The 7,344-nt window shown below is 61.7% G+C and carries 11 protein-coding genes; 5 read left to right on the top strand and 6 right to left on the bottom strand.

Translation table 11 applies throughout. The annotated features are described in order from the left end of the window. Positions 1-289 precede the first annotated feature (289 nt). From rpsJ to G0P99_RS06105, 4 genes are read left to right on the top strand one after another with little or no spacing between them, the layout of a single operon-like run. Positions 290-604, top strand: coding sequence for a 30S ribosomal protein S10 (rpsJ, locus tag G0P99_RS06120; protein ID WP_005621947.1), 315 nt, complete (start codon positions 290-292; stop codon positions 602-604). Positions 605-620: 16 nt separating this feature from the next. Then, a complete protein-coding gene (gene rplC / locus G0P99_RS06115; RefSeq protein WP_164128501.1) occupies positions 621-1,346 on the top strand; it encodes a 50S ribosomal protein L3 in 726 nt (241 codons plus the stop codon). Then, positions 1,343-1,960 carry a 50S ribosomal protein L4 gene (gene rplD, locus G0P99_RS06110; protein WP_164128500.1) on the top strand — a complete coding sequence of 206 codons (618 nt, stop codon included), beginning with the start codon at positions 1,343-1,345 and terminating at the stop codon, positions 1,958-1,960. The genes rplC and rplD overlap by 4 nt, the downstream gene beginning before the upstream one ends. Further along, entirely contained in the window at positions 1,957-2,253 is a 297-nt protein-coding gene (locus G0P99_RS06105; RefSeq protein WP_093029010.1) for a 50S ribosomal protein L23, read from the top strand. Before rplD ends, G0P99_RS06105 begins: the two co-directional genes overlap by 4 nt. 112 nt (positions 2,254-2,365) lie before the next feature. On the opposite strand, the gene G0P99_RS06100 is transcribed toward G0P99_RS06105, so the two are convergent. Both G0P99_RS06100 and pip read right to left on the bottom strand, forming a co-directional pair. Then, entirely contained in the window at positions 2,366-3,187 is an 822-nt protein-coding gene (locus G0P99_RS06100; protein WP_164128499.1) for an ABC transporter substrate-binding protein, read from the bottom strand. Then, the gene (gene pip / locus G0P99_RS06095; RefSeq protein WP_164128498.1) at positions 3,184-4,161 is read right to left on the bottom strand and encodes a prolyl aminopeptidase; all 978 of its coding nucleotides are present in this window, start codon (positions 4,159-4,161) and stop codon (positions 3,184-3,186) included. The genes G0P99_RS06100 and pip overlap by 4 nt, the downstream gene beginning before the upstream one ends. Before the next feature lie 49 nt (positions 4,162-4,210). Here pip and ubiG point away from each other — a divergent pair, with 49 nt between their 5' ends. After that, on the top strand, positions 4,211-4,957 hold the full coding sequence (gene ubiG / locus G0P99_RS06090) for a bifunctional 2-polyprenyl-6-hydroxyphenol methylase/3-demethylubiquinol 3-O-methyltransferase UbiG (RefSeq protein WP_164128497.1): 747 nt from the start codon (positions 4,211-4,213) through the stop codon (positions 4,955-4,957). An 18-nt stretch (positions 4,958-4,975) separates the two neighbouring features. Here the strand turns inward: ubiG and G0P99_RS06085 are convergent, their stop codons facing one another. The 4 genes from G0P99_RS06085 to G0P99_RS06070 all read right to left on the bottom strand — a co-directional run bounded on the left by G0P99_RS06085 (position 4,976) and on the right by G0P99_RS06070 (position 7,336). After that, on the bottom strand, positions 4,976-5,416 hold the full coding sequence (locus tag G0P99_RS06085) for a MarR family winged helix-turn-helix transcriptional regulator (RefSeq protein WP_164128496.1): 441 nt from the start codon (positions 5,414-5,416) through the stop codon (positions 4,976-4,978). A gap of 12 nt (positions 5,417-5,428) precedes the next feature. After that, positions 5,429-6,259: a carbon-nitrogen hydrolase family protein gene (locus tag G0P99_RS06080; RefSeq protein WP_164128495.1), complete on the bottom strand. Its 831-nt coding sequence runs from the start codon at positions 6,257-6,259 to the stop codon at positions 5,429-5,431. Further along, a complete protein-coding gene (gene grxC, locus G0P99_RS06075) occupies positions 6,256-6,516 on the bottom strand; it encodes a glutaredoxin 3 (protein WP_164128494.1) in 261 nt (86 codons plus the stop codon). Before grxC ends, G0P99_RS06080 begins: the two co-directional genes overlap by 4 nt. Positions 6,517-6,607: 91 nt before the next feature. Beyond that, the gene (locus tag G0P99_RS06070) at positions 6,608-7,336 is read right to left on the bottom strand and encodes a ComF family protein (protein WP_164128493.1); all 729 of its coding nucleotides are present in this window, start codon (positions 7,334-7,336) and stop codon (positions 6,608-6,610) included. Between the last annotated feature and the right edge of the window lie 8 nt (positions 7,337-7,344).

The raw sequence follows: 7,344 nt of genomic DNA, 5'->3' as shown, positions 1-7,344 counted from the left end.
GCGGCCGTTGCTCCGCAGGAGCACTGAGTGCCCACACCGTTGATCTAAGGAGAGGCCGCCCCAAAAAGGGCGGCCTTTTCCAGCTCCACGGTTGCTATACGAACTTGGGACTTTTGACCGGGCAATTGGGACATTTCTCCCTTGCCATGCCCCCCGTCCCCTAGTACAGAGCGCGAGTTCTCCATGAGAATGTGACGGCGGGATGATTCCCGCCGTTTGGGTTCGACGAGGGTTGGCGGTGAGCGCTTGTCCTCCTCTCAACCCCAACGCCTGACAAAAAGGCATGACAATGCAAAGCCAAAATATCCGTATCCGGCTGAAGGCATTTGACTATCGCGTTCTGGATGCCAGCACGCAAGAGATCGTCAACACTGCCAAGCGGACCGGCGCGCAGGTGCGCGGCCCGATCCCGCTGCCGAACAAGATCGAGAAGTTCACGGTTCTCCGTGGCCCTCACGTCGACAAGAAAAGCCGTGACCAGTTCGAGATCCGCACCCACAAGCGGCTCCTGGATATCGTTGATCCGACACCGCAGACGGTGGACGCGCTGATGAAGCTCGACCTCGCCGCCGGCGTGGATGTCGAGATCAAGTTGCAGTCGTAAGATCGGAGGGTAGAAAATGCGTTCCGGTATTATCGCAAAGAAAGTCGGCATGACCCGGCTGTTCATGGAAGACGGCAAGCAGATCCCCGTGACCGTTCTCCAGCTGGACAACCTCCAGGTCGTCGCCCAGCGCACCACCGAGAAGGACGGCTATACCGCCGTTCAGCTGGGTGCAGGCACCCCCAAGATCAAGCGCGTGTCCAAGGCCATGCGCGGCCACTTTGCCGCACAGAAGGTCGAGCCCAAGCGCAAGCTGGCCGAGTTCCGCGTGTCCGAAGACGCGCTGATCGAAGTTGGCGCCGAGATCTCGGCCGAACATTTCCTGGCCGGCCAGAAAGTCGACGTGTCGGGAACCTCGATCGGTAAGGGTTTCGCCGGTGCCATGAAGCGCCACAACTTCGGTGGTCTGCGCGCCTCGCACGGCGTGTCGATCAGCCACCGTTCGCACGGCTCCACCGGTCAGTGTCAGGACCCGGGCCGCGTGTTCAAAGGCAAGAAGATGGCCGGTCACATGGGGGCTGCCCGTGTCACCACCCAGAACCTCGAAGTCGTGAAAACCGACGCCGAGCGTGGTCTGGTCTTCATCAAGGGCGCCGTGCCCGGTCCGAAGTCCGGCTGGGTCACCGTCAAGGATGCCGTCAAGAAGAAAGCACCGGAAGGCTTGCCCTTCCCGGCTGCTGTGAAATCGGCCGCAACCGAAGCACCTGTTGCCGAAGCGCCCGCCGAAGGGGGTGAAGCATGAAACTCGATGTGATCAAACTCGACGGCTCCAAAGCCGGTGACATCGACCTGGACGAGGCCCTGTTCGGGCTGGAACCGCGTGCGGACATCCTGCACCGCGTGGTCCGTTGGCAGCGCAACAACGCGCAGGCCGGCACCCACAAGGTTCTGACCAAGTCGGAAGTCAGCTACTCGACCAAGAAGATCTACCGCCAGAAGGGCACCGGTGGCGCGCGTCATGGTTCGCGCAAATCGCCGACCTTCCGTCACGGTGGTGTCTACAAGGGTCCGACCCCGCGGTCGCACGGCCACGAGCTGACCAAGAAGTTCCGTGCCCTCGGCCTGCGCCACGCGCTGTCGGCCAAGGCCAAGGCAGGTGAACTGGTCGTGATCGAGTCCGCTGAGTCCGAAGGCAAGACCTCGGCACTCGCCAAGCAGGTCAAGAACCTCGGCTGGAAGCGCGCCCTGATCATCGACGGTGCCGCGGTCAACGAAGGGTTCGCCCGCGCCGCGCGCAACATCGAAGGTCTGGACATCCTGCCGTCGATGGGCGCAAACGTCTATGACATCCTCAAGCGTGACACCCTGGTGCTCACGAAGGCGGCTGTCGAAGCACTGGAGGCTCGTCTGAAATGAGCGCGAAAGCACAACATTACGACGTGATCCGCAAGCCGATCATCACCGAGAAATCGACCATGGCCTCCGAAAACGGCGCCGTGGTGTTCGAAGTGGCGATCGACAGCAACAAGCCGCAGATCAAAGAAGCGGTCGAAGCGCTGTTCGGTGTCAAGGTGAAGGCGGTCAACACCACCGTCACCAAAGGCAAGGTCAAGCGTTTCCGCGGCCAGCTGGGCAAGCGTAAGGACGTCAAGAAAGCCTATGTGACCCTCGAAGAGGGCAACACCATCGACGTGTCGACCGGTCTCTGATCCGGACGTCGATACGAGAAAAGGAACCCCCGCCGAAAGGCGGGGGTTCTTCCTTTTCTGAGAACGGGTTTGCTCGGCCCCGTGTGCCTGAGACAACCCCGCCCTGGATGCGTCAGGCAATCCACCAGCGCTCGGCAATTCGCCCGTCGTCCAATGGTGCGTGCTGGCTGATCTGGCGTGGCAAGCCAACGCTAGGTGCCACCGCGAGGGCCATTTTGTCTTCGGATGGGTGGTAGCGAAAGCGGGAGCGCTCCCTCAGCCCTTCGGGCTGCGGGAGTGCCGCCACATCGACAAAACCGTCGCGCAGCGCCTCGGCCCGCACAGCGGCATCCGGGATCACGATCACTTCGACTGTATCGACCCAACCGGCCTGACCCGTCTTGTAATGTTCCGCGACACGGCGGGCCAGGAAATGGCGATTGTCCTGGGCGCGTTCGACCCGGTAACATCCGGTGCCTATGGCTTGCTCCAGCGGGCTGACATGCGCGCCCGCGCGGACAACGGCAAAACGGCTGTCGGCCAAACGGAAGGGCAGGCCAGGGTCGGGCAAAGCCAATTCCAGCCTGACACTCGACGGGGCCTCGACCTCTGCCAGCCCGATTTCCGCCAGCGAAGACACGACGTCGGCGGCGGTCAGCGTTGCGCCATCGTGAAACCGGACGTCTGTCCTCAGATCGAACTTCCAGACCCGTCCGTCCGCCTCGGATTGCCAGCCTGTTGCCAGCTCGCCCCGCAAGGTTCCGTCCGGTGCGATCTCGGTCAGGGTGTCGAACACCGCTCCCCGGGCAATCTGCTCCAGACTGTCATCGCGCGGCACGGCCAGACGCAGATGCCCGCCTGGTTTTGGTCGGTCCGACAGTGACATTCCAGCCGCCGCCAACAGCGCCGCGGCAGCACCTGACGCAAACAGGGCACGGCGGTCTATGCGGGTCATGTCCGCCCCTCCGCGATGCGATCCATGATGCGGACCAGTTCGGCACTGATGCCCGGCTCTGACAGCGCATGGCCGGCATTCCGCACCATCCTCAGCTCTGCACTGGGCCACACCTCGCTGATCCGCCAGGCGGACGTCGGGGGGCAAATCATGTCGTATCGACCCTGCACGATATGGCCGGGGATGTGTGAAATCCGGTCCATATTAGCTATGATCTGGCCGTCGAACTCCAGAAACCCGTCATTGATGAAATAGTGATTCTCAAGCCGGGCAAAGGCGCGTGCATAATCGCCCGGGCTTTCGCCGGATGCGCCGTTGGAATGAATGGAGGCAAGTGCGTTCTCCCAGGCGGACCAGGCGCGGCCATAGCGGATTTCCTGGGTGATATCGCCCGAGAATAGTCGCTTGTGGTAGGCGGCGATCAAATTGCCGCGTTCGGCCTCGGGAATCAACGAAACAAAGCGCTCCCAGGGTTCGGGCCAGAACTTGCCCGCGCCGCCACCATAGAACCAATCCAGTTCCGATTGCGTCATCAGGAAAACGCCGCGCAGCACCAGCCGGGTCACGCTTTCGGGATGGGTTTGGGCATAGACCAATGCAAGTGTCGCGCCCCAGCTGCCGCCAAAAACGATCCAGCTGTCGATATCCAGTGCGTGGCGGATACGTTCGATATCGGCCACCAGATGCCAGGTGGTATTGTTCTCGACCGAGGCATGTGGGCGCGACCGGCCACAACCACGCTGGTCAAATAGAATCACCCGGTAGACCGAGGGGTCGAAATACCGTCGCATCGCCGGGCTGCATCCGCCGCCGGGCCCGCCATGCAGCACGACGACCGGGATGCCGTTCGGATTCCCGCATTGTTCCACGTATATCTGGTGTCCCTGGCCAACACCCAGCATGCGCTGATCAAAGGCGTCGATCGGCGGGTACAGATATTGCACTGCGCGCTTTTGGTCCGGGTACTTGTCCATTACAGCCCTATATAGTCCGCAAAGGGTAAAAGAGCATACGGAGACAGGAATGCAAGCGCATCCGAACACGGTCGACCCGGCCGAGATCGCAAAATTCGAAGCGATGGCTGCCGAGTGGTGGGACCCCCATGGGAAATTCAAGCCGCTCCATATGCTGAACCCTTGTCGGCTCGACTATATCACGCAACAGATCGCCGGTGAATTCGACCGTGATCTGAAGCAGGAAAAACCCTTTGCCGGTTTGCGGCTGCTGGATATCGGATGTGGCGGCGGCCTGCTCAGCGAGCCGATGGCGCGTCTTGGGGCCGAGGTGGTGGGCGCCGATGCAGCCGAGCGCAATCTGCCAGTGGCCCGGATCCACGCGGAACAATCCGGTCTGGAGATCGACTATCGACATACCACGGCCGAAGCCATGGCAGCCGCAGGCGAGCAGTTCGACGTGGTGCTGAACATGGAGGTGGTCGAGCACGTGGCCGATCCGCAGTCCTACCTGGCCGCCACCCGGGACCTGCTCAAACTAGGCGGTCTTGAGATCTGCTCGACTATTAACCGCAACCCCAAGTCCTATGCCATGGCAATCTTTGGGGCCGAAGTGATCATGCGCTGGCTGCCGCGCGGCACTCATGAATGGTCGAAATTCATCACCCCGGACGAGTTGTTCGACCTGTTGCGCCAGGCGGGGCTGGATCCAGTGGACCGCAAGGGATTTGTGTTCAACCCTGTGACATGGCAGTGGTCGATTTCAGACAGGGATCTGAGCGTCAACTATGTGACGGCCTGCATAAGGCGACAGTAAACCGGTCTCCGGAACGGCTTACTCTTCCTCAAGCCGGATGCGCAAATCGCGCAGCACCGGCAGTGTCAGCCTGACGCGCTCAACACCCAGTTCACCGACCACCCGTCGAATGAGCGGTCCGATCGAAGAAATTGCCTGATCCCGTGCCTGCCGCCCTGCGGGGCTGATCGCCACCATCTTGCGGCGTGCATCGTCCCAATCTGGACGAATGTGGATGTATCCGGCCCATTCCAGCTTTGCCAGCGTATTGGTCATCGCGCCGCGCGTTACATGAAAGGTGCTGGCCAGTTGGGCAGGTGTTCTTTCTCCACCAACAAACACCAGATGATTCAGCACCGAGAAATGCGAAATCTCCATGCCTTTGGGCAGCACCCGGCTCAGCCGGTTGCGCAATAACTGATCGGCGGTAAGGATCTCGCTGAAAAGCGATACCGCCAGGGCATGGGTTTCATCGGCCATTAGACTTCTGGGTCAGGGTCCATCGAACGCGCGTACATGAGTCAAACTTGGGACTCTGCGCCGTGCTTCTGTAACAGACTTATCATCCAGATCAAAAATGTGAATGCCAGGATTGGTGCCTGCGTCGATCAGCACCTCGCCCCATGGCGCGATGACCAAGCTGTGACCATGGGTGCGGCGTGGCTTGCCGCGGCTCAGCCTGTGGTCGCCGGTCTGCGCCGGTGCCAGGACCCAGCAGCCGGTTTCGATCGCCCGCGCCCGCAACAAAGGTTCCCAATGGGCAGCGCCGGTAACCGGCGAAAACGCAGCCGGGACCGTCAGGATGGTGGCGCCCGCCTGTGCCAGGGCGGCATGCAGATGCGGGAACCGCAGGTCGTAGCAGATTGTCATGCCAACCTTGCCGAAATCGGTTTCGGCCAGAACCGCCCGTTGGCCCGGGCGGTAGTTGGCCGATTCGCGAAAGGTTTCGGTCTCGGTCACCTGCACGTCGAACATGTGGATCTTGTCATAGCGGGCCACGATCTGCCCCTGCGGCCCGATCATGAAAGACCGGTTGGCGAACCGCCCGTCGGGGTCATGGGTCCTGATCCCCAGTGATCCGATCAGAAGCCATATCCCCAGTTCAGCCGCCTGTGCCCGCAGGCCCGCCAGCGTGATGTCGTCCTCTTCGTGCTGCAAGACCTCGCGCTGCCGCGTGGTGCTGGTCGACAGACAGTTCGTAACTTCGGGCGTCAGCACCCAGCGTGCGCCTTGGGCCGCGGCATCGGCCACCATTGCCCGCACCATCTCCAGGTTCTCGGCCGGATCGTCGGACGAGCTGATCTGCAACAGTGCGGTTTTCATCCGTTCGCCAGCATCGGGTCGAGCTTGCCGTCTTCCTCGAGGTCGAACAAATCGTCGCAACCGCCGACATGGACCCCGCCAATAAAGATCTGCGGCACCGTGCGACGGCCGCCCGCGCGCTCGATCATCTCTGGTTTGCGCCCCGGATTGGTCAGGACATTGATTTCGGTGAATTCAACGCCCTTCTTGTTCAACAGCCGTTTGGCTGCGTGGCAATATCCGCAGAGCGGCGAGGTGTAGATTTCTACGGGTTTCATGACGTGATCCTTCGAGTTTGCGCCAATCTAGTGCATTTCCGGGAAAAGTGGAGACCGGTTATGCGTGTCCTGGATCGGGAATCTCAATGAACTAGGTGTCGCGCAATACGCGCGCCAGAGCCAATACGAAAACTTGATTGGCGCCTGCGTCTAGACAGGCCTGCGCGCAAGCCGCAAAGGTTGCGCCCGAGGTCATCACGTCATCGACTAGCAAAACGTTCTGGCCTGTCATCCGGTGCCTGCGGCGCGGATGGGCGCCGATGGCGCCGGTCAGGAGTTCGTCGCGCTGCGCCGCCGTCATACCCTCCAGCATCGGGGTTGCCACCGAACGAACCAGAAGGTCCGGGCAGACGGGCAGGCCAGTCTCGCGCCCGACACTCTGGGCCAGCAGCGCCGACTGGTTGTAGCGCCGCCGCGCCAGCCGGGTCCAATGCAGCGGCACCGGTGCAATCAGCATCCTGTCACACAGGATGGGCTTGGCCGCGCGTGCCATCCACAAGCCCGCCGGACGCGCCAGTTCGGGCCGGTCACCGTGCTTCAGTGCCAGGATGATCCGGCGCGCCCGACCCGAATACAGCAAGGCAGATCGCCCGTCTGTCCACGGGCGCGGATGCGCCATGCAGTCGTCGCATTCGATTCTGTGCCCGTCTGTGGCCCCGATCAGCGGCACGCCGCAGCTTTCGCAGACGGTGCCGCCGATAAAAGGCGTATCGCGCCAGCAGGTGCCGCATAGGCCGAAATCCGACGTTACCAGATCGCCGCACCCCAAGCATCGCGGAGGGTAGATAGCCTCGATCACGGTTTGAATTTTCTGCCACATGGGTTAGG

The organism is Ruegeria sp. PrR005, assembly GCF_010500245.1.
Classification (GTDB): domain Bacteria; phylum Pseudomonadota; class Alphaproteobacteria; order Rhodobacterales; family Rhodobacteraceae; genus Ruegeria_B; species Ruegeria_B marisflavi.
The sequence above is the reverse complement of the archived record's forward strand: the minus strand, read 5'-3'. Positions and strand labels throughout refer to the sequence as shown.